17 protein-coding genes are annotated in these 20,782 nt (G+C 54.2%); 6 read left to right on the plus strand and 11 right to left on the minus strand.

The genetic code is table 11. From position 1 onward, the window contains the following. Window positions 1-312 precede the first annotated feature (312 nt). Complete coding sequence (locus E9954_RS28500) at window positions 313-1,677, plus strand: tetratricopeptide repeat protein (RefSeq protein ID WP_168442665.1); 1,365 nt, start codon at window positions 313-315, stop codon at window positions 1,675-1,677. A 107-nt stretch (window positions 1,678-1,784) separates the two neighbouring features. On the opposite strand, the gene E9954_RS28505 is transcribed toward E9954_RS28500, so the two are convergent. The 7 genes from E9954_RS28505 to E9954_RS28535 form a co-directional block, all read right to left on the minus strand. Further along, window positions 1,785-2,069 carry a hypothetical protein gene (locus E9954_RS28505; RefSeq protein ID WP_136082693.1) on the minus strand — a complete coding sequence of 95 codons (285 nt, stop codon included), beginning with the start codon at window positions 2,067-2,069 and terminating at the stop codon, window positions 1,785-1,787. 36 nt (window positions 2,070-2,105) lie between these two features. Continuing rightward, window positions 2,106-3,335: a hypothetical protein gene (locus E9954_RS28510; protein WP_136082694.1), complete on the minus strand. Its 1,230-nt coding sequence runs from the start codon at window positions 3,333-3,335 to the stop codon at window positions 2,106-2,108. After that, window positions 3,310-3,558, minus strand: a complete 249-nt coding sequence (locus E9954_RS28515; protein WP_136082695.1) for a hypothetical protein — start codon at window positions 3,556-3,558, stop codon at window positions 3,310-3,312. Before E9954_RS28515 ends, E9954_RS28510 begins: the two co-directional genes overlap by 26 nt. After that, window positions 3,551-3,832, minus strand: coding sequence for a hypothetical protein (locus tag E9954_RS28520; RefSeq protein ID WP_136082696.1), 282 nt, complete (start codon window positions 3,830-3,832; stop codon window positions 3,551-3,553). The genes E9954_RS28515 and E9954_RS28520 overlap by 8 nt, the downstream gene beginning before the upstream one ends. Next, entirely contained in the window at window positions 3,825-4,115 is a 291-nt protein-coding gene (locus tag E9954_RS28525) for a helix-turn-helix transcriptional regulator (protein WP_136082697.1), read from the minus strand. Before E9954_RS28525 ends, E9954_RS28520 begins: the two co-directional genes overlap by 8 nt. A gap of 104 nt (window positions 4,116-4,219) precedes the next feature. Beyond that, complete coding sequence (locus E9954_RS28530) at window positions 4,220-5,002, minus strand: hypothetical protein (RefSeq protein ID WP_136082698.1); 783 nt, start codon at window positions 5,000-5,002, stop codon at window positions 4,220-4,222. A 2-nt stretch (window positions 5,003-5,004) separates the two neighbouring features. After that, entirely contained in the window at window positions 5,005-6,378 is a 1,374-nt protein-coding gene (locus E9954_RS28535; RefSeq protein ID WP_136082699.1) for a tyrosine-type recombinase/integrase, read from the minus strand. Between the two features lie 516 nt (window positions 6,379-6,894). On the opposite strand from E9954_RS28535, the gene E9954_RS28540 reads away from it, so the two are divergent. From E9954_RS28540 to E9954_RS28560, 5 genes are all read left to right on the plus strand, one after another. Beyond that, the gene (locus E9954_RS28540; RefSeq protein WP_136082700.1) at window positions 6,895-7,944 is read left to right on the plus strand and encodes a LacI family DNA-binding transcriptional regulator; all 1,050 of its coding nucleotides are present in this window, start codon (window positions 6,895-6,897) and stop codon (window positions 7,942-7,944) included. 106 nt (window positions 7,945-8,050) lie between these two features. After that, a complete protein-coding gene (locus E9954_RS28545) occupies window positions 8,051-9,148 on the plus strand; it encodes a hypothetical protein (protein WP_136082701.1) in 1,098 nt (365 codons plus the stop codon). Window positions 9,149-9,212: 64 nt separating this feature from the next. After that, window positions 9,213-11,495, plus strand: a complete 2,283-nt coding sequence (locus E9954_RS28550) for a GH36-type glycosyl hydrolase domain-containing protein (RefSeq protein WP_136082702.1) — start codon at window positions 9,213-9,215, stop codon at window positions 11,493-11,495. A gap of 85 nt (window positions 11,496-11,580) precedes the next feature. Then, window positions 11,581-13,932, plus strand: coding sequence for a GH36-type glycosyl hydrolase domain-containing protein (locus E9954_RS28555; protein WP_136082703.1), 2,352 nt, complete (start codon window positions 11,581-11,583; stop codon window positions 13,930-13,932). After that, window positions 13,932-14,975 (plus strand): glycoside hydrolase family 26 protein, encoded by a 1,044-nt coding sequence (locus E9954_RS28560; protein ID WP_136082704.1) that lies wholly within the window; start codon window positions 13,932-13,934, stop codon window positions 14,973-14,975. Before E9954_RS28555 ends, E9954_RS28560 begins: the two co-directional genes overlap by 1 nt. A gap of 14 nt (window positions 14,976-14,989) precedes the next feature. Here the strand turns inward: E9954_RS28560 and E9954_RS28565 are convergent, their stop codons facing one another. The 4 genes from E9954_RS28565 to E9954_RS28580 all read right to left on the minus strand — a co-directional run bounded on the left by E9954_RS28565 (window position 14,990) and on the right by E9954_RS28580 (window position 20,737). Beyond that, window positions 14,990-16,177, minus strand: coding sequence for an ATP-binding protein (locus tag E9954_RS28565; RefSeq protein WP_168442666.1), 1,188 nt, complete (start codon window positions 16,175-16,177; stop codon window positions 14,990-14,992). An 86-nt stretch (window positions 16,178-16,263) separates the two neighbouring features. Beyond that, entirely contained in the window at window positions 16,264-18,798 is a 2,535-nt protein-coding gene (locus E9954_RS28570; protein ID WP_136082706.1) for an alpha-L-rhamnosidase-related protein, read from the minus strand. An 81-nt stretch (window positions 18,799-18,879) separates the two neighbouring features. Next, entirely contained in the window at window positions 18,880-19,794 is a 915-nt protein-coding gene (locus tag E9954_RS28575; RefSeq protein WP_136082707.1) for a hypothetical protein, read from the minus strand. Window positions 19,795-19,819: 25 nt separating this feature from the next. Continuing rightward, window positions 19,820-20,737: a hypothetical protein gene (locus E9954_RS28580; protein WP_136082708.1), complete on the minus strand. Its 918-nt coding sequence runs from the start codon at window positions 20,735-20,737 to the stop codon at window positions 19,820-19,822. Window positions 20,738-20,782 lie beyond the last annotated feature (45 nt).

Genomic DNA, 20,782 nt, shown 5'->3' on the forward strand with positions numbered 1-20,782 from the left:
GTGGGCAGAAAAGCAGGATGGCCGATATGCATTGTATTCCCAACTGCCGTGAACTGTACTCTTGATTCCGGTCTTTTTCGGCGTATGGTCATGACTTAATAAAACAGATAAAGACAATTTAGCATCAGAAGTATAGTCGCTCTTCAGAAATCGCCAGTTTCAATACACGCGAGCGAACCATGCGGAGGATGCGCCCACTCGGGCGCGCCTCCTGTGTTGTGTTCGCGTGTGGGCTCTGGCGAGCCTCTGGAGGGCATGGCCGGGGGGTTGCGCCTCTTTTTTGTGCCACGGGATATAACCGCAGGGGATCATATGAAAAAAACAGCATTCTTGATAGCAACCATCGCCCTACTCGGACTTCCTCTCTTGAGCTTTGCGGCTGACGACATCGCAACGCTTCAGCAAAAGGCCGAGCGTGGGGATGCAGAGGCTCAATGTTCTTTGGGCTCATTGTACTATGAGGGCAGCGGTGTATTGCAAAGCTATGAAGATGCCGCAAAGTGGTATCAGCTATCTGCCACACAAGGAAATGCGGAAGCACAGTTCCTACTGGGTCTATGCTATTCCCTTGGTTCTGGTGTTCCCAAGAGTAAGGAATTAGCGGGAGAGTGGTGGCATAAAGCCGCTGAGCAAGGACACGAGCGAGCACGAGACTGGTGGGATATAAACTTTGGGAACGAGAAAGAATTTTACGCGAGAACATTTGCTGACCCAGAGGCGGCAGAAAAACAGATTAGTTCTATTGCAGAAAGAATTGGTGCTCTCAACAGGCAAGAGTTGTTCACTGCCGCCGAAAATGGAGATCCAGAAGCCCAGTATGAATTGGCTGGACTTTATCGTGATGGGAAGGTGTTCGAAAAAGATCGCGACAAAGCCATAAAATGGTATCGGCTGGCGGCAGCACAACAACACAAAGAAGCATTGTTCGCCCTCGGCCTTATCTACTCGACATCTATGCAGGGGGGAGATGAGTCTGAAGCCACAGTTTATTTTAAACAAGCTGCTGAAGCAGGCCACACGGTAGCTCGGCGTATGATGGGCGCATTTTGCTACGAAGGGAGTTTGGTTCCACAAGATTATAAAAAAGGAGCTCGCTGGTTCCATTTGGCCGCTCTTGATGGCGATATGTTATCCCAACATTGTATTGGTCTGGCTTATCTATATGGAAAAGGAGTGCCACAAAATTCCTCAAAAGCAACTGCATGGTTTATAAAAGCGGCGGAGCAGGGAGACGTCAAATCACAGCGCTTTCTAGGGCATATCTACCGAGATGAGAAGACAGCAGCCGGGATCTCGCAGAACTACACAGAAGCGATAAGGTGGTATCTTAAGGCGGCTGAACAAGATGATCTAGAAGCTCAAATGGGGCTCATATTGATTTTTTCGGAATTGGAGGAGTTTGATAAGGCGATCCCATTTGCAGAAAAGCTTGCCAGAAAAGGGGTAAAAGAGGCTCAATATTTATTAGGGAGTGCATATGCCTTTGGAAAAGGCGGCTTAAAAAAGGATTTGGTTCAAGCCTATGCTTGGTTGAATGTTTCGGCAGCATTGGGACATGAAGGTGCGGCGGAGCTTCGAAGTGAATGCGCCATAGAAATGTCTATTGCTCAACTAGAAGAGGCTCAGCGTATTTCCAAGGAATACTACAAAAAATATGCCCACCCGATTGACTATTAATTGTATTAGTTGGGATGAGATCTTACAGAGCCCCGTTATCCGTTTCTATACCACAAAGGGAGAGCCTAAGCGCTTCTTCAGGGCGCGGCGGGATTGATTGAACAGCGCTAGACAATGCGCTGGATAACGATGACGGGCTCGCCGCGGTGGATCTCGTAGCGATGCACAAAATGGCAGTCCGCAAACGAGCCGGTATGGCGGCGGTTGTAGCGGCACTTTGCCTGGACAAGCCGCTTCCGGTTTTGCGGCGTGTCGGGATAAATCAGACAGTCGCCTTTCGTGCCGTCTTTCGAGCAGGTCAACCCAAGGAACTCTGGAAAAATTATGTGTCCCCTGCCCCGTGCATGGGTTTGGGGGGGTATCTGCTGATCGGGTATAATTTTGTGGTTCATTAGTCGTTCTCCGGATTCCAACGGAACAAACTCGGTTCAGGGCTCGGAGGGAGCGGGATGGGATAAAATCCATTCATAAACAGCAGCTTTACCTCTTATCAAATTTCCATTCCGGTCGGTATGGTGGCGAGTCCCTGGTTGTATCCGCCTGAGTATGCCTGCCGAAATAAACTTCTCGATTAGGCGGGCCACTTGTTGGGTATCAAGTCCCATTCGGTAACCGGTGTACGTTTGGGGTATCCCAAGGGTGCGGCCTTCGCTGCACTCGCAGAGCGATAGCCCCCGGCAAATCCGGAAGAAGGTTTGTTCCCGTTCATCACGGTTGTCATAAAAGGATCGTTCTCGTTCGCTCAATCTTTCTGGATAGCTTCGCATCATTCCGTTGTAGTGGGCGCGTGCGTCTTTCATGTGCCGCTCCAATGTGTCCTCGAACACATTTGCATGAAGCCGGTAGAAAAGCTCTGCAAAGGACATGGCGACTTCTTCACAAACTGAATCGAAGGCGAAGGTAACAAGAGCAACCAGTTCGGTATTGCGGCGGCCTTGCTCGGCGGAGACTCGGTGGGCTATCAGTTTTTTGTAGAGACGGGCAATTTCCGGGGAGGTCGTTTTGAGTTCATGCCATGCTTGACAGGCTCCCTCGTTTTCTCCCCTTGTGGTTCCCCTAAAAGAAGACTCTTCTCTATCTCTATGACATTGCCTTTCCTTTATGACATCTTGCCTGGCTATCCAATCGGTCAATGTTTTCAGGGGTATTCGCGAATTTGTGGCCTCCACTTTCTGGTCTGTTCTTTGGTCTCCGTCACTACGCACACCAAACGGCAACCTTGAGAAGCTTATTCGGTTGGTCAGTGGCTTCGGATCGGCTTTTGGGAAAATCAGCAAAAGGTCTCTTGCTATTCGCTCCCAAGTGATGGAATCGACATCTTCTTCTAGCCGAATGTAGGTATGGATCGACTTGCCGCCAGAAAACACCCGCAAGGTATGCGGCGTATCATCGAGCCGCCACATATCGCGCTGATGGGTAATCGGCATTTTTTCATCATGTTCAATGACCCAAGTATGCAGACGGACAATGTTGTCGCGGCGGCGGGTGCTACCGGCAGAGAACGAGTTGCCGATGCAAAACTGCTTCTTTGGCTGTACCGTAATTTTGCGAGCTAGGCGCATAGGCTTCTTCTCATACACGGTGTCGGCCAGTAGAATGTACTCATCATCATCCCACAACAGGCGGCGAACCTTAATCCAGTCGCTGGGTGTTTGCATGGATGGCTCCTTCGGCGCGGTCGCGCATCAGAGATTGGAAATCACGTTTTGAGATGTAGGGTCGCCCCTTGCGGCAGGCTCCGCACTCGGCGCAACAATTCCCGATCCCGGCAGCCAGGGCGGTCTTGAATGTTGTTCCGGTGTCGGTGCCGCAACGGTGGCACCATGCGCGGACGTGTGGTGCGGGGATATTTGGAACGGTCGGCTCCTGAAAATTATTCATGACAGCCTTCTTTGCCCTCTGTCTTTGGCCTATACGGGCGATAGGGAATTAGGGGACAGGCTGTGCCTGAACATTCGCGGATAGCGGCGGTATCGCAGGATGTGCATTCGTTGCATTTGGCCGTGATTGCTGCCCGCAACGAATTTCCTTCATAAGCGCGCTTAAAATGATTTAGTCGGCTTGGGTGATGCTCCGACACCACTTTGAGCATTGCTTGCTGTTGGAGAATCGTAGAATGCGGCTCAGGCGGGTTTTTTTGTGGTAATTTACTCATGGCCGACTCCTTCCCGTGCAAGACGCAATATTTCGGCCTCATCGAACCGGATACGCCTTGATGTGAATCGGATTTCACGGATCAAACCTTGTTGGATGTAGCGATCAACGGTTTTTGTTGAAATACCACCGAGAAGCTCAGCCACCTGACGGCGATTTATTAAACGCGGCCTGCGACCGCGTCCTTGTCGGCTGAGAACATCCAGTATTTCCTTGCGGGTGTCGTCGGGAATGGTCTGATCATTCTTGACCATCAGTTTGATTACTTCTGTATTTCCGGTCATCTCTCTATCTCCTGTCCAGATTCTGCTTTTCTAGGCGCAGAAAAATGCCCTCAGTTCTTGTTGAACTAAGGGCAAGATAAGACAGGAAGGACGGGACTCTCTATTTAGTCTGTCCCTGGTTTTTCATAGCCGCTTGTATGGCGCTGGATTGTTTTCAAGCTCACGCCGTATTCTGCGGCACAGGCTCTTTTCCCCTCAGTAATGCTATGCTTTGGATTCCGTCCAAAGTAATCATCAAGGAACGTCGGATATTTCTTCCATTCATCTTGACGGGGCTTGTCTTTCCGTTCCCGAAGTTCGGCATAGGTTGAGTGGATTTTATTTCCTGTAACAACCTTAGGCAACTTCTCTTCGAAAAGGACATCCCCCAATTTTTGCTCAACCGCCAAACATTTCTTTGTACCTACGAAGACAGGATCGGCTAACACTATTTCCATGCACGTTTTTAACAGTGAGGCTCTATCCCCTTCAGGATTCGGCATCCGATCAAATACCCGTTTCATATTTTGCTCCAGGAATTGCTCGATGCCTTCAAATGGGCTAGGTGATTTATCGGAGTTCCCCTGCGAACAACTCTTGGCTGCTCGCAACACCAAATCCGTGTAGAAACCTGTCTTTTCGTGGTTTGGTTGTATGTTTTGAAGCATAAAAACCTGTTCAATCAACAATCTCTGATCCCGTTCGCCTAAAGCTTCAAAAGCACTAATCAGCTGATCCAAGGCATCTTGATTAATGATACCATTGTTGCCGCCATGGTGCAGGAAAAATGCTTGATATGTGATTATTTGAATCGGTTCAATGATGCTATCTGTCAGATGCTCGTCATCTTGCTTCAGCAGTTCTTTTAGTTTCTCAATGGTTTCATCATTCAATCTATGCGGTTTCATGCTTAACCTTGGGCTGTCAGTTCATCTCGTATTTCTTCCCAGCTTTTAGCGGTCATGCTCTTAAGCTTTTCGAGTGCCCACTTGGGCAAGGGCTCCTTATTCTCTGGGGCTTGGATGAAGCCTTTGTTTCCGTTGGGGAGGGCGTGGGGGATGTTAGCGGCCAAGGATGCAACTAGTTTTTCATCGAAGGCGGTATAGTGGTCGATCATTTGTTCCGAAGTGTGGCCTGTGATTTTCATTATGAGGGCATCGGGGAAGCCAGCCAGCCGGGCAATGGTGACAAAGGAGTGCCGCAGGCTGTGCGCCCCGGTTTCGACTATGGCTTGTCCCGTTTTTATGTCCGTCTCTTTGTGTGCGTTCAGTTTGGCGGCATCAAAGATTTTGCGGATTCGTTTCGTGATGGCCGACCTGTCGCGGTCGTAGGCTTCCACGAGTTCGGGAAGGACGTAGCGGCCATTGTGCATGATGCTTTGCAGTTCTTCCCTCAACTGGGGAAGGATAGGGATATAGACCTGCTTGCCTGTGCGCTTGGCGGTCTTGGCGGGGGTAAGGGTTATGATGTTCTTTTCGTAGTCGATTTCCTTCCATTGGAGCTTTACGCCGTCCACAAGGCGCTGTCCGGTACATACAAGAATGATTAGAAGCGTCCTATAGTCACCCTCTGCCTTCTCAATGACCTTGTTGACTTCCTCCAAGGTCAATGCCCGCTTTTTCCGGATCGTGGCTTCTGCCTTGATGTTTTTGCGCTGTATGCCCGTTCTGCTCTTCTTGTCCCAAGCAAATGGATTCTGCGTGGTGCGGGCTTTCTTTTCGAGCACAGCCCAGACCATGGCCAAGGAGTTCAAATAGATGTTGAACGATGAAGGGGATAGCTTTTTTGATTCCAGATGGTCGGCATAGGCTTCGGCATGCTCTGTGCCGACTTCCCTCAACTCTTTGACATCGGGATAGCTCTCCTTTATCCAGTCATGGAAGGCACTAATGCAGGCCTCATAGCGGTGCAAGGTGCGTTCCCCGGATTTTGGGCGGTTGTGGGCTTTCTTGTATTCAGTCCAGGCATCGGCAATGCGGAGTGCTGGTTTTGCATCAATGATTCGTGCGGTCTCGCCCTTTGCGGCTTGAAGCATGGCCTCCAACTGACGCTCTGCATTCTCTGCTTGCAAAGGGGCTACAATGCGCATCTGCGCTTCTACTGCCTCTTCCTTGGTGTAGAGCTTGTTGCCGTGTTCGTCGGTGAGGCAAACCTTCTTCCGCTTGCCGTTGATTTTATACTCTAGATAATAGGGTGCCTTGACCTTTGACCCGGCAGGCAGTTCCTTACCGTTGCTGCGTTTGTAGAGTCTGCCAAGACCCTTCTTGGTTCTCGTCGCTGTCATGTGTGCCTCCTATGCATTTGTCCATTCCTGTCCAGAAAGGTAGCAATAGAAGGCCTGTGAACCAAGGATAATACATCCAAAACACATCATATATTCAATATACACCTGTAATACTGCAATAAATGCTCATTCGTAATGAGCAGGTCGTCCGTTCGAATCGGATCATTGGCTCCACTCTTATCTAACTTCTTATTAGAGGGTTAGATGATAATTCACTGTCTGTGCGATCCTTGAAACTGCCGCAAATCCTCCCGGAGGAAAGGTAGTAGAATGAAGATCGAACTAAGGTGGGCAACTCGTTTTCTTTCGCATGTCCATTCCCGCTGGTCTCAGAATGCATTTTGAGAACCGCAGGGAAATCTCCCAAAGCCAACGTAACGGCGAGGCTCAAGCCACACGGTGCAGCCCGACACTTCGCTCGATGTGCTGGAGCGCGCCTATCTCACCGCTCAGGCTTGCGGAAGCTATAGCTAAATAGGTACAGTCTGGCGTTTTGGGGTTGGAAGGGAGTTCGTTATGGCCAATATCAAGGATGTCGCGAAGCGCGCCGAAGTCAGTGTGACCACCGCCAGTTTTGTACTGAGCGGCAAAGCCGCCGAATTTCGGATCAGTGAAACGGCTGCGCAGCGGGTGATGGAGGCCGCCGATGCCCTGGACTATCGCCCCAACTACCACGCCCGCACCTTCAAGCGCGGCCGGTCGGACGTTTTGGGTTTTCCGATCGTCCTGCAGGATCCCAACCGATATCTTGTCGGCTTTTGGCAAGGCATGCTCACCGGCGTCGACCTCCGGGCGCGCGAAGATAAATGCGATGTGCTCATGATCGGCAGCGACACCCCGAAGGACACCGCCCTGCGCGCGTTCGAAAGCGTGCGCAAGTGCCAGGTCGATGCGCTGGTTGCGCCAGGTTTCATGACCTATTTCCTGAAGGATCGGCCGGGCTACAAAAAAATGCCCATCGTCTTTCTGTCGCCCGACCAGGTGACGGAGCATCCGAGCGTTCAGCTCGATCCGATGCCCGGCCTCCAGACGGCGGTGGATCATCTCAAAGAACTCGGACATGCTTCCATCCACTATGTCGCCGTCCACGGCAGCGACGAAACACCGGTTCGCGGCAACCTGCTCAAGGGCTTGGCGGAGCAGGCCGGATTGTCGTTTTCCATCGGAAACATTTGGTCGAAAACGCTCGGCAGGGAAACCGAGGTTTCAAGCTACATCGACCTGTGCCGAATAAACTATGCAGCCCAGCTCGATTCCGACCATCCGCCCACGGCGATCATTTGTCGGAACGATTTGGTTGCGATCGGAGTGCAGGCGGCCTTGCAGGATGTAGGACTCCGCGTGCCCGCCGACGTCTCGATTATCGGCTTCGACAACATCTACGCCCAGAGCACCTACCCCCGCATGACCGTCATCAGCCATATGCTCGAAGAGATGGGCGAGGTGGCCTGCGAGCTGGCGCTGAGCATGGTCGGCAAGGACAAGGTGTTCAAAGCGCTCCGCGGTCATGTTGCGCAGGTTCCTTCGGAACTCATCGTTGGAAAAACAACCGCTAAGGCTCGCTGACCCTGTAGCTCGCTTATCAGGAAACGCGGATCGGATATCCGCGCCACTTTAACGAACTAAACATATTTAGCTTGAGGCGCGAGCCGTTGGTTGCTAGCGTTTTGCCATGAATAAAAGATTCTTTTCGGACGATAGTTTTTGGAACCAGAAGGTGGGCGGGGAGGCAAAAATCCATCCCCGAAGCGGGGAGTGGATTGCGTTGCTGGAAAAGGTGGATGGAAACAGCGGTTTCTATCTCAACCTGAACGAATGGACGGTGCCCGTCTACGAAGCGACGGCGGATACGCCTGTTTGTTCCATCGAAAAGCGGCTGCCCCATTTCGAGTCGGGCTATGAATATTTTTTTCTCAATTCCAAACCCTATATCAGCGACGGCCATCCTGTTGGTCACGGCGAAGGGTTCGGCGAGGCGGTTCCGATTCCGCCCGAGGCGGAGCCGGACTGCTCCAACGATGCGCACATTGCAGTGATCGACCGCGAGCGGGGTATGGCGTGGGACATGTGGGCGGCACAGAAAAAAGACGACGGAACCTGGTGGTCGTGCACCGGCATGAAATACGACCTCTACGGATCGGGCGTGTTTAATCCAACGCAGTTCAAAATCCACAATGGGGAGAGCATCCATCTTTATGGCCCCTCACGCGCATCCGGCGTCCCGATCATTGCCGGCCTGATCATGCATCACGAAATTCTGGCCGGTCGCATCGAGCACAAGCTGGCCTTTGCCAGCGATTGCGCCGGGTTGCTGGAACATGTGTTCCCTCCGGCGGTTTGGACGGATGGCGGAACGCCGGGCGGGATCCCGGAAGGTGCAGTGCTGCAGCTCGATCCTTCTCTTGACCTCGATTCGCTCGGGCTGGGGGAGTCCGAAAAAGTGGTGGCGCGGGCGATGCAGGAATATGGATTGGTGCTGGTCGATGTCGCCGATGGTGCTTCGCTCTATGGCGAAGGGCTCTGGGGGCATGAAGGCCTTTCATGGGATGGGCTGTTGTCGCAGGAGGGACTGCGCGGGATTCCATACTCCAGTTTCAGGGTGATCGAGCATGGTATGTCGGTCGAAAAGGGCATGGTTCCCATGGCGCACCACAACATTAACCGCAACTACCATTTTTACACTGGCGTCCCGCACACCGACGGCACCATCCCGTCCGGCATGGAACGGAGAATAGAACCGCAGAATATCGAACAGGGAACCGCAGAATGATGAAGATTCTTATTTCGAAATTCGAAATTCCTTGTTCGGTATTCGATATTCAAGGGAACCGATTATGACTTCCATCGAACAGTATGGCCGCTTCATCCCGGAAGAGGGGTGCTTTGAGCTGACCGCTCCGCCGCCGCGCAAGTGGATCAACCTTCACTACAACCTAATCGGCGATAACGAAATCTATTCCGAGATCACCAACATCGGCGACGGGCGCACCGTCTGCCGAGACCACGCGGGCAATACCTGCGTGCTCGTCGATTGGGATCACAAATATTGCTACATCCGCGACGAGAAATCCGGCACCGTTTTCTGTCCCGGTGGCGAACCCGCACCGCAGCAGGTCGATAACGTCGTTACCAAATACTATCCGGCCAAGACCATCACGACCGGCGAGTGCATCGGCCTCAAGGTGGAACAGCGCGTCTTCGTTCCGCTCGACCATCCGATGGAAGTGCGCACGGTTTGGGTTGAGAATGCGACCGCTGAAGAGCGCGAGGTTTCCGTCTTCATGTATGCGATGTTTCAGCTCAATGGCTGCGATTCCGAAAGCAACACGGTTTGGAAAGACAACCTCTCCTTTATCGAACCGGAGATCAACGGCGTTCTGGTGGTGAATCGCCATGCGGATGTGCCGACCGGCCGCTACAAAGGCTATGTGGTTGCGCTTAACCACTACCATGGTGCCAGCGGCTACCGCGACTATTTCACCCGCTCCGATTTTTCCCTCGGCACGCCGAAAATTCTGTGGGGCTGGGATGCCGATAACAAACCGGGCATGGGCCCCGACTGTGCGGGCGTTGTGCAGGTGAAGATAAAGATCCCCGCCGGAGCCAAAGGGCGCGCCGATTTCCTGTTGGGGCAAACGTCCTCGCTCGACGAGGTGAAGGGCATTCTTCAGCAAACCAATGAGCAAACCGTCGATGGATGGTGTGCCGCGCAGGAGGCTGCCGAGGCCAAGCGCACCAATGCGTTTACGGTCGATACCGGCAACGAAAACTGGGATGGGTTGCTGAACACCTTTGTCAAAAAACAGCTCTATTCCTATCTGCTGAATAAGGCGGGTTTCCGTGACAACCTGCAATGCGACTGCGCATTGGCGCTGTGCGACTATGAAGCGGCGAAGGGCAACCTGTTGCGGGCGCTCTCTTCGCAATACGCCAACGGTTCCGTGCCGCACGGCTTCCGCCCGCTCAACGACCTGCTCTATTCCGACCAGCCGGCCTGGATTTTCCTGACGGTACCGTGGCTCATCAAAGAGAGCGGCGACTTCTCGTTGCTGGATGAAACGGTTCCATACCTTGGAAGCGATGAAACGGGAACAGTGTGGGATCATATGCTGCGCGCCATGCGCTACCTCGCCAACGACACCGGCGCAAACGCCCTGTGCGACCAGCACTATGCTGATTGGAATGACGGGCTGGAAGCGACGAAGGAAGCCGGCGACCGCGAATCGGTGATGGTGACGATGCAGTTTTGTTTCGGCATGAAGGAATTTGTGGAACTGGCGCAACGACGAGGCGATTCCGATGTGGCCGGGGAGGCGCAGGGCTATTACGACACCTTTGCCGCACGTCTGAACGATGTCGCCTGGGATGGCGAATGGTATGTCCGGACGATCTGCGGCGACGGCTACCGCATCGGTTCTGCAGCCGGCAAGGAAGGGCGGATCTTTATGAACACGCAGAGCTGGGCGGTGCTGGCCGGCGTTGCTTCAGACGAGCGGGCGGAATTGTGCATGGCGGCGGTGGATGAGCATTGCGAAAAGGAGGTCGGCTTCCAGGTCTGCGCACCGGGGTTTTCGAAATACGATCCGCGCGTTGGCCGCAACTCCGGCAGCCTGCCGGGCACCGGCGAAAACGGCGGGTGCTACAACCACGCCGCCGGATTCAAGGCCGTGGCCGACTGCATGATGGGGCGCGCCGAAGAGGCGTGGCGCACCTTTGAAAAGGTTGCGCCGGACAATCCGCTCAACCCGGTTTCGAATTCCGAGTGCGAGCCGTTTTCCTTCAACAACTTTTATGTGCAGGTGCCGGGGTTCATGGGCAAGTCGGGTTATCCGTGGCGCACGGGCACCTCCGGTTGGTTCACGATGCTGATGGTCGAATGGATCCTCGGCGCGCGCCGCCACTACGGCGGCCTGCTGATTGATCCGTGCCTGCCGAAGCACATTAAAAGCGCGGGCATCCAGCGCACCTATCGCGGAACGGTGTTCAACATCAAACTCGACAACACCTCAGGGCGCTGCAAGGGCGCCGTGGAGATCCGGGTGGACGGTATTCCAATGGTTGGAAATCTGCTGACGTGCATCGATGGCGGAACGCACGAAGTGCATGTGATGATTTAAGGCAAGTAGCTCGCATATCCGATGCGAGTTAACGCGGATCGGATATCCGCGCTACGGCGAAATGCAGAAACAATCTGAGGGAAATATGCAATACGGATACTTTGACGACGAAAACAAAGAATATGTCATCACCCGCCCCGATACGCCCAAGCCGTGGAGCAACTATATCGGCAGCGCGGAATTCGGCGGGCTGGTGACAAACAACGCGGCGGGTTACACCTTTTATAAATCGGCGGCGCAAGGGCGTCTGACCCGCTTCCGTTTTAACAGTCCGCCATCCTCGTTCCCCGGCCGCTATGTCTATTTGCGCGACCGCGAAACTTTCAAACATTGGAGCAATTCGTGGATGCCCGGCGCTCCGCCCATCGAAGAATTCGACTACGAGTGCCGCCACGGCACCGGCTACACGAAGATCAAGTCCGGCTTCCAGGGATTGGAAAGCGAAGTGCTCTATTTTGTTCCGCCGAATGCGACACACGAAGTGTGGAAAATCACGGTGCGCAATCCCGGCGATGCCGACCGCTCTGTCAGTGTTTTTCCCTTCGTGGAACCGCAATGCAATTGGAACGCCGAAGACGATGGCACCAACCTGCAATACACGCAGTACATTGCCGCCACGGCTTATGAAGATGGAGTGATCGATATCGGCTCCAACATCAACATGCCGACCGATCCCGAACATTTTGAAAATAAAGACCAGGCGCGTCACACCTTCTTTGCGTTGGATGGAGCCGATGTTGCCGGATTCGATACGGATCTCGAATGCTTCCTCGGTGCGCATGGCTCCTATGCCGCACCGCAGGCCGTGGTGGAGGGGGCGTGTCGCGGCTCGTTGTCTGCGGGCGATCTGCCATGCGCGGCATTCCAGGTTGATCTGGATCTGGCTCCCGGAGAGGAGCAAACATTTTCTGTTTGCTTTGGTGTGAACGAAGTGCCCCGCGCAATGGATATAGAAAACGCCTTTGCTGGCGTGAAGCAGCATTGGCATTCGCGCCTTGGCGAACTGAAGGTGGAGACGCCCGACGCCGGATTCAATTCGATGCTCAATGTCTGGGCACCGTACAACAATCTGATGACCTTTTATTGGTCACGTGCTGCGAGCATGGTTTATGCGGGCGAGCGCGATGGACTGGGCTACCGCGATACGCTGCAGGATCTGGTGGGTTCGGTTTCGCTGATTGCCGAGGAGTCGCTGGAGTGTCTGGAGCTGATGCTGACGGGGCAGTATGCCAACGGTGGTGCCATGCCGGTGGTGAAGCCGTTTGCCCACTCGCCGGGCAGCGAAGGGCCTCCGCCGCACTACCGCTCCGACGATGCACTATGGCTCTTCAATGCCGTGCCGGCCTATGTGAAGGAAACGGGCGACTTCGATTTCTACACCAAGGTGCTGCCCTATGCCGACCAGGGCGAGGCTTCGGTCTTCGGGCATCTGCGCCGCGCCATTGAATTCAACCTCGAACGCTCCGGCGCGCACGGTCTGCCGTGTGGGCTGCATGCCGATTGGAACGACTGCATCCGGTTGGGCGAAAAAGGCGAGACGGTCTTTGTGGCCCTTCAGCTGCGATATGCCCTGCGCGAATACGTTGAGATTGCCGAACGTTTAGAGGAAGGTGCCGAGGCCGGTTGGGCGCGGGAGCAACTGGCGAGCCTGGATAAAAACATCGAGGTGCACGCCTGGGATGGAGAATGGTATTTACGCGCCTACCGATACGACGGTCTTAAGTTCGGGTCACGCGAAAACGACGAAGGCTCGATCTTTATGAATCCGCAAAGTTGGGCGGTGCTCAGCGGGCATGCAACGGGCGACCGCGCGACGCAGGTGATGGAGTCGATGCACAACCAATTGGCCACCGACTATGGCGTGATGATTTGCACTCCGCCCTATGTGAAGACAGATCCCGAGGTGTGCCTCGGCCGACTCTTCAATCCGGGCATGAAGGAAAACGGCGGGGTGTTTAATCATACGCAGGGCTGGGCGGTGATGGCCGCCGCCGAACTGGGCATGGGTGACCGTGCCTGGGAATATATGCGCAACGTGATGCCTGCCAGTTATAACGACCGCGCCGAGATCCGGCAGGTTGAGCCCTATGTCGTTTGTCAGAGTACACACAGCCTGTTCAGTCCGCGCTATGGCGCCGGGCGGCTCTCCTGGCTTTCGGGATCCGCCGTCTGGAACCATGTGGCTATGACGTCTGCCATACTAGGCCTGAAGTCGGAATATGACGGCTTCCGAATTGATCCCTGCATCCCGTCCGAATGGCCGGGTTTCAAGGCCGAGCGCATGTTCCGGGGAAGGAAGCTAAACATTGAAGTCCGCAATCCCAATGGTGCGCAGAAGGGCGTAAAGGAACTCATGCTTAACGGCGAGCAGTTGAGCGGAACCCTGATTCCCGGTGATCTGTTGAAAGACGAAAACGAAATTGTTGCGGTGATGTAGTGGAACACCAACCGGTAAACCCGAACGCATCGGATTCCGCGAGGGAACTGCTGGAAAAACTATATGCTTTGCGCGGTAAGACGATCCTTTCGGCACAGCACGATTATATCGGTAGCGGAACGCGGTATAATGATCAGGTTGCTGAACTTGTCGGTCGGTCGCCATCGATCTTCGGCGGCGATTTCAGTTTTACCTATTGCGGGGAAAAACCGGAGGCCATTCACCATTGCGGCCCGGCCAACCTGACCGAACCTGGGCATGGGATTGACCAATGGGAGTACCGTCCCGAAAAGGTATTCGCGCCGGAATCACCTCCGCAGTTTCTGGATGTGGATTTGCGCGACTCGCGTCAGGCGCTGGTGGAACGCTGCATTGCATTGCACCGGGCGGGACGTCTCATCACGCTGATGTGGCATTGCCCGACGCCCGACAAGGGCGATGTGAGCGGCAATGCCGACCTTTGGTCGCACGGAGCTTTCGCGGAAGAAAAGTGGCAGGAAGTTTTAACACCGGGCACAAAGCTCCATCGCCAATGGGAAGAGCAGGTGGATCGCATGGCCGTTTATCTGAAACAACTGCAGCAGGCCGATGTTCCTGTTCTATGGCGACCGTATCATGAAATGAATGGTGGTTGGTTCTGGTGGGGGAACCGCTCGGACTTTTCCCGCTTGTGGCGACAACTCTATGTCCGCTTGACCGAGGTGCACGACCTCAACAATCTTCTTTGGGTGTGGAATCCCAATGCACCGCGCGATACGCCGGGTGATGAAGCCGGAGCTTATGCGGATTGTTATCCGGGTGGCGATGTGGTGGATGTGCTGGCAACGGATGTTTACCACAACGATTACCGCGACTCGCATTATACGGATCTGCTGGAGCTGGCAGACGGTAAGCCGATCGCATTGGGTGAAGTTGGGCATCTACCGGAGCCGGACTTGCTGAAGCAGCGACCGCTTTGGTCGTGGGTTATGCCGTGGGGCGGTCTCCTCTTCCGCTTCAACAGCGAGGAGCGCATTCGCGAAACTTATTCCGCGATCAGCTGACGGCGACAGAGCGGCTATAGTAGCTGGGAAAGCAGGGTTTGCGCAGGCACAACGGCCGGAGCTTTGACTGAGAAGCAGTCGATATCCTGATAGGGAAGATTGATTACGGCCTGCAAGGCGTGTGGTGCTCCGGTTATTTTCTGGAAATAATCAAGGTGCGGAGATAAATCCGTTTCAGATGTTTTTGCCTCCAGGAGAAGCCACGCTGCATTATCCTTCGTGATCAGGAAATCGACTTCCCGCTTTTCCTTGGTGCGTACATAGTGGAGGGAATAGCTGCCTAGTCCAGTATCGTTCCAACCTTCAACGGCCTTGAGCAATGAACAGGCAATGAAGTTTTCATTGCGCTTGCCTGGGTCGGCAATGGCAGACCAATCGCCAAGGTAGAGTCTGGGTTCCTTTGCGATAGAGCGTGCGATGTTCTTTGTCCAGGGGCGTATGGTAAAGCAGTAGGACAATTGTTGCAGCAAGGTGATCCATCGCTGAATGGATTCCACCGAGGCGCGAACGCTTCTCGCATAGGAAGAGTGGTTGAGCGAGCTCGATGCGTTTAGCAGGATGAGCTCGGCAAGTAATTCGATCTTTGCCAAATCATAAGCACCCCCCAATGTGCGTATGTCTTCCTGGAACAGTCGATCTTGGCGGGTACGCCGCCATTGCCGATGAAAACGTTTTTCGGCTTTCAGAAGTGGTTGGGGAAACCCCCCGAATTCCAGCAGGGCTTCCCATGCTTCGGCATCGATTTTTTCCGGCGAATGCACATCCTGAGGAGAGAACTCGGTGCGCGCCAGCTCGGCGGTGGAAAGTGGAAACATCTGAAGATGAAAGTAGCGCCCCAGCAGGCTGTCACCGCCTTTGCGATAGGTATCCAATCTGGTGCTACCGGTAACAATGGTCTTCCACGCAAGCGGCCGGTGGAGGTCGTAGAATCCTTTGATGAAGTTTTTCCAGTCCGCAAATTTATGGAGCTCATCGAAAACAATGGTCTGGCCGACCGAAGCTCCCAAACGATCGGACAAGTGCCTTTGCCCTTGGATAATGTCGGATCGGTCTTCCTGCACATCCCAATCCAGATAGAGTCCCTCCGTCGCAAATCCTCGTGTTGTCGTGGTTTTGCCCACCTGCCTTGCGCCTGAGATAAACAGCATCTCCGCATTGCGTTGGAAATGATCTGTTATGATGGATTCATATATCCGTTTCATGTCCGCCATTATTCGGCGGATCTGAAAATAGTCAAGACCAGGTTTCGATTGATCTTAAAATGGTCAAAGCACGGTTTGGCAATGTATTAGATGGGTGTGGATTCCACTTCTATTCCTCTAGGAGCGCTTAGTGAGATCTCAATCCTGCCATCCACCTTTTTCCACTCAACGCGGATGTCGCCTTTGGGGTGGGGGTAGGTGCCTCTTGCCCAGTCGATGGTTTCGACGTTGGGGGCGATGACCAGCTTGTCGGGATTGAGCGGGTCGCGTTGTCGGACGCCGAGGGTGTGGCGGATGGCGGTTACGAGCGGAGCGCCCGCCCAGGAGTGGCAACGGCTGCCGACCTGCCGCATGCCTCGGCTGAAGCATTCCCAAAGGGTACCGGAATCGTTTTCGAGCATGAGTCCCCAATGATCTCGGATGAGTTGCTCCGCAAATGCGGCTTCCCCGTTTTGATAGAGCGCTTCGAGGGCATAGAATAGAAAGTAGTATTCCGCCTGTCCGTTCTCTCTGGTCAGGTTTGTATTGAGTTGTTCTTTTACGTAACTGCAGACTTTCCGCGTGTCGCCAATGTTGAACAGCAACGCAAGGATGTTGGCGTGCAGGGCGGTCGTGCTTTCGCCAAGGCTCGGTGCATAGCGGCCTTCCTCTTCGATCCAAAGGTTTTTCACAAACGCTTCACGCACCACCAGGGCTTCAGAACGTAATTCGCGAGCGCGATCTTCCGGCGCTAGCGCGGCGGCGTTTTCCAATGCCCGGATGCGGAAGGCGTTGAGCGCTGCGTTGCCTTTGCCCCTGCGTTCGCCGGGAAGCACGCCCCAGTCGATGAAGAGGTTGAGATGATCGGCATTCCATAGCCCGGTTTCGTCTGCCTGCCATTCGGGGCTGGCGAGAATGGTTTCCACGGTTGGCCACAGTTCCTCAACCAGCGAGGAGTCCTGCGTCATGACCCAGTAATCGTGCAGGCAGAGGATCCAGATGAGCGTGTAGTCTTCCAGTGAAGTCTGCATCCACGACGGGGCGGACGAGGGCATCTGGCCGTTGCCAAACTGCGATTGCGCGAAGAGGCGGAGGAAACGGTTTTGTATGCGGGTGTCGCAGTTAAGCATGCGGTGCATGTGGATGTTGACGTAGCCGTCGCCGAGGTAGGTTCCGCGTTCGCGCCACGGGCAGTCGGAATAGGAATCCTCGGTGGAAACCTCCAGCGTGCGGGCGCTCATGTTCCAAACCTTGGAAAGGATGGGGTCGGAACACTCGAAACTTCCAATCATTGGAAATTCGGGATTGGCGCTGAGCACATGGACGTCGTTGATGGTGCCCTGGCCGGTGAGCGTTAGTTGAAGGTAGTGCCCGCCGCGCACATGAAATCCTTGTATCCGTTGTGTGCCGCCTTTGAGGATGTAGCGGTCGATGGTGTTAACGAACGGGTTGGTGCCATAGAGGTTGATGAGTCCATCATCGCGCAGCCAGTCGTCGTAGCCAATGTCGAGGATGGCACCTTCCGGGGCATCGACCTCCACCACCACGAAGCCGTCGAATTCGTTTTTAAATTCATAGACCCAGCTTTGAATGCCCGTTTCTTCTTTTTCAACGGGCAGATCCCACGCGCGTATCCGCGCAGGCAGTTGCGGCTCAGCATCGATAGGAACGGTTTTCCAATCGTTGGAATGACTGTCGGCGGAAGGCAGAAGCTCGGTATGGCGCAGGTCGCGGACGGTAAGGCCGGCGTTGCGGGGAATGCCGAGGAAAAATCCCCAAACTTCTTCGAGTTGTTCCACTTCGCCGTTCAGTTGATTCCAGCCTTTGGAAAGATGAAGCGTGGTGTTTTGACGGTTGCCGCGCCGTTCATCGTTGCGGCATTCGAGCGGTTGCCCGTTCAGGAAATGGTTGCCCCAGAAAATGCCGATTTCCACGGTCTGTTCTTCGGAGGAATGGATCTGGCATTCGTAGCGCGTCCAACGGCGCTCTTCGGCCTCAAGGTCGAAGGCAGGGTCGTATTGACGGAAGCCGATGATCTGTTCGTCGTTGGCGATATTGTATGGGCCGGTCAGCGCATCGGGTTTTAGTTTTTCAAGTGATGGGTAGGGCACCGAGCGCGGCTCACGTTTGCCCCAAAGCTTCTGGTTCCCGACCGGGCAGGGCGGATGCCATTCGTTTGAATCTTGTTTCCGTGTATCGAGGATTTCGGCGGCCCCGAGGGCAAACGTGAAAGCCGGGGCTTCGGAGTCCCAGGCATCGGATGTACTGCATTGCCAGTTGCCGGGCGTGGAGAGATCGATGCCGGCGACCTCGCCCCATGCGATGAATCCTGCCCGGCTATCGCGCGTGCTTTGAAAGGTGTTCGAGCCAAAGGACGTGACTTCGACCAGGATGGTATTGTCGCCCTCTGTGAGATGGGGGGCAAGGTCGTAGGTGTCGTACTCGGGGTGCGCAGGAACGAAGCGGACGGGGCCATAACCGATGAATGTGCCGTTGACCCATAGGCGGTAGCGCGAGTCGGCGAAGAGGTTGATGGTTGCCGAGTCAGAAACAGCATCCAGCTCAAACTCCTGTCGGAAGCGGCAAAACCGGTTGCGGCCGGAGCCTGAAGGTTCGTGCCAGATGAAGAGGTCTGTTTCCATAGTCGTAGCGCGGATATCCGATCCGCGTTTCCTTACGCGGGAAGACTCGTATCGGATATACGAGCTACCAAGGCTCTACGCCTAGTCGATATATTCAATGTTGAAGAATGCCCTTTTCGTGGCATCGTGGAGTTCGATATAGATTGAATAATCGCCGTCTACGATGGTGGAGTAGGCGAGGTTGGTAACCATGAACGGCCCGAAAGGACTTGCTGAATGCGCGATGCTTCCCCACGGATCAGTTGTTAGATTGGCTTTGCTTACGGGGTAGAGCGTGGATGGGAAACCATCTTCGGTTTGGATCACCATGTTGTAGACTTTTGTGGAATCGACGACTGTGGCAGGAACAATCAATTCCGGCACTATCGGGTCAACCTTATCTTCAACAGTGCCTGTCAATGTGATGGCCGAAGGTTTGGGCCATCCGGCGTCGTTGTTATCGCTGGATACGCCGGCCCAGAACCATTCGTTCTTCACGTCTGCCATGCAGATCCGAAACTCGAGATTGCCCGTAACCGTATCGAAGGCGGTTCCGCTGACATCGATGCTCGCAGAAATGTATGTTCCGCCAATAAGATCTGTGCCGGATGCGACCGGATTGGCAAAACTGTCGATACTGGAGTAGATCGCCCAGTCAGGCGTGTTTTCGGGGTCGGCTTGAACGGAAAAAAACATATCCAGTGTGGCGAGGTTAAGTTGCTTTTCTGGATCAATGCCTATGTTGAACGTTATGTATTCGCCGGAGGCAAGGGCGGAAGCCGGAGTCGGCTGAGTCCATCCCTGTGGGACGAAACGCTGATTGACTATGTTTGCGCTGAGTTCCGCCGATGCAGTGAGATCGCTGGTGGTCAGGTATGTGACTCCGGGCGCGGAGTTGGAGACCGAGGTTGCGCCCGGGGGAGTGGCCACGGTTCCGTAGTCAACCAGTATTTCTGCGGAGGCAGCGGCAGCTGTGAAAAGGCTTGCAACCAGAGCGATGGTGTAGATTGATTTCATGGCAGTTTCCTTGTGATTAAATGGGTTATCTCAGGTCGAGGCCGAAGGTCTTCGTTGCGCCTTCCCCCTGGACATAGAAGACATAGTCGCCACTGGTCTGGTCTGAATAGGTGAGGTTGGTCACCACGAACGGGCCATAGGGATTATCGGAGTGGGGTTCATCCGTCCAGGGGCCGCTGGCAGCGTTTTGGGTGCTGATGGGGTATAGGTTTTGCGGGGCACCCGGGGCATCGGTGGTCGTTACGATGAGTTCATATACCTGAATGGTTTGAACGCCTGATTCGACAATTATGAGATTCGTTGGTGGTTCGGGATCCGGGTCTACAGGGGTTGAGGGAGTAACCCATTCATCGCTGACCGTAAAGTTGGTAATGGAGGCGGCACCGCCCGCCGAATTGTATTCCTGTTCCACCAGAATTTTATCCACGGTGAAGGAAACAACCAGATTGCTCACGGTCACATCGGCCGTGCCTTCTGTTGCGTTGGTTGCGTTCGCCCCGATGAAGATTTCGGCGAAGCCTTTGTTCCATGCGTCGTTGGATAGCTTGATGACAAAGTCGAGGTCGCCGCCAGCCAAGGGCGTGAGATTGATCTGGGTTCCGGCAGCACCGACCCAGTAGCCCCAGTTTGCATTACCCCGCTGGTTCCCGAGCGAGACCACGTTACCGTCGAGACCGACTCCATCGTCGTCAATTAAGGAAATCTTGAAGCCGGCTTGCCACAAAGCATAGTTGGCCTGGATGGTTCCGGCATAATAGGTTCCAACGGTTCCGACGTCTGCGCTGTTTGGGTTGGTGAATATCCCGACACCGGAAAGATCGTTGGTCATGGAGACTGAAGCGTCGATCGTATACTCCCCGTTAATGGCAGGGATGTTATAGAGGGGGGCTGCTGTAACCTCTGCAACAACGAGCATAAAGGCAAATGCGACTATAGTTTTCATGGTAAAATTCTCCTGTTTCAACTTAGTGGATCCTTTGTAGCTAAA

The organism is Pontiella desulfatans (assembly GCF_900890425.1).
Taxonomy (GTDB): Bacteria; Verrucomicrobiota; Kiritimatiellia; order Kiritimatiellales; family Pontiellaceae; genus Pontiella; species Pontiella desulfatans.